Here is a 1908-nt window from a genome sequence, read left to right as displayed (position 1 = left end):
CTTTGCTTTTTCAAGATCAAAATCAAAAGATCGCAGCCTTCGGCAGCTCCTACAGGGGATGGTGGACCTCATAACAATAATAAAATCGCTGCACTCAGAGGCTCGCCCCCATGGCCGCACCTGCTTCGCCGCTGTCCCACGACGCGATCGTCCAGACCTCCTGGCAACGTTGCCGCGCGTTCGGCCTCGACCACCAGAGCGCCCCGGCCTTCGATCAATTGCCCGCCGCCGGCATTGCGCGGTTGCTCGACAGCCATCACTCGCTGGTGCAGACCACGCATCAGGAAGTCCTGCCCTACTACGAAAACATCCTCAGCAACTCCAACTGCCTGATCATGCTCGCCGACAATCAGGGTCAGGTGCTGACCTCATGGGGCACACAGCGCTTTATCGAACCGAATCTGGCCCGGGGCTTTCAGGCCGGTGCGAGCTGGATGGAGCGCAGCAGCGGTACCAATGCGATCGGCACCGCACTGGCCTGTGAGCAGGCGGTGCACATCGAACACGACGAACACTTTCTCAAGGCCAACCGCTTCATGACCGGCTCCGCCGCGCCGATTTTCGACGCCGAGCGCAAGGTCATCGCCGTGCTCGATGTCTCCAGCGACAGCTACCTGCCGCCCTCGCACACCCTGGGCATGGTCAAGATGATGAGCCAGACCGTGGAAAACCGGCTGATCCTCAACCTGTTCCATGGCCAGCATTTTCAACTGACCTTCAACACCGGGTTGAACAACCTCGACAGCCAGTGGGCCGGGTTGTTGATTTTCGATGAGAGCGGACAGGTGCTGTCGGCCAATCGCCGCGCCGACAATTTGCTCGGTGTGCGTTTGTCCCGCGTCAGCGTTGAAAGCCTGTTCAAGGTGTCGCTGCTGGAGTTGATCAATCAGCCCGAGGGTCTGCCGTTTGCCTTGCAGACCTCTGGACGCAACCGTTTCCAGTGCTTGCTGAAACGGCCGAAACAGGCGCCGGTGCAAGCGCGGGTGTTTGCCGCCGAGGACAAGCCTGCGCCAGCCACTGCGATCAGCCTCAATACGCTGCATTTCGGCGACAGTCGCGTGGAAAAAGCCGTGCGCCAGGCTGAGCGCTTGCTGGAGAAGGACATTCCGTTGTTGATTCACGGCGAAACCGGCGTCGGCAAGGAAGTCTTCGTCAAAGCTTTGCATCAGGCCAGCTCACGGCAAAAACAGGCATTCATTGCAGTGAACTGCGCAGCAATCCCCGCTGAACTGGTCGAGTCCGAGTTGTTCGGTTACGAGAAAGGCGCGTTCACCGGGGCCAACCAGAAAGGCAGCATCGGCCTGATCCGCAAGGCCGACAAAGGCACGCTGTTTCTCGATGAGATCGGTGACATGCCGCTATCAACTCAGGCGCGTTTGTTGCGCGTGTTGCAGGAGCGCTGCGTGCAGCCGGTGGGCAGCAGCGAGTTGTTTCCGGTGGACTTGCGGATCATTTCCGCGACCAACCGATCATTGCGCGAGCAGGTACAACTGGGCCGCTTTCGCGAAGACTTGTACTACCGCATCGGCGGCCTGACCCTGGAGCTGCCGCCGTTACGCGAGCGCAGTGACAAGCAGGCGCTGTTCAAACGGCTGTGGGAGCAACATCGCGAGCCGACGCAATGGGCGGGGCTGAGCCCGGATGTGTTGGAGCTGTTTGAAAAGCACCCGTGGCCGGGGAATTTGCGTCAGGTCAGCAGCGTGATGCAGGTGGCGCTGGCCATGGCCGAGGAACAACCGGTGCGAGCTGAGCATCTGCCGGATGATTTTTTTGTCGACCTGGAGATGGAGCCGGTTGATACGGCGGCGCCGCTGGGGCTGGATTTGAATGATGTCGAGGCGTTGAATCGCGAGTTGAAGGCGGCCGGGGGGAATATTTCGCATCTGGCGCGGCGGCTGGGGGTTAGCC

At 60.3% G+C, this 1908-nt stretch carries 1 protein-coding gene; it reads left to right on the top strand.

Annotated features, from left to right (window positions below; genetic code table 11):
- Positions 1–110 precede the first annotated feature (110 nt).
- Positions 111–1908, top strand: a 1798-nt coding sequence (locus F8N49_RS27475) for a sigma-54-dependent Fis family transcriptional regulator (RefSeq protein WP_151553290.1), incomplete at its 3' end; no start/stop codon positions are given.

The organism is Pseudomonas sp. GXM4 (assembly GCF_008923895.1).
GTDB lineage: Bacteria > Pseudomonadota > Gammaproteobacteria > Pseudomonadales > Pseudomonadaceae > Aquipseudomonas > Aquipseudomonas atacamensis.
This window is presented reverse-complemented; position numbering and strand designations above follow the sequence as displayed.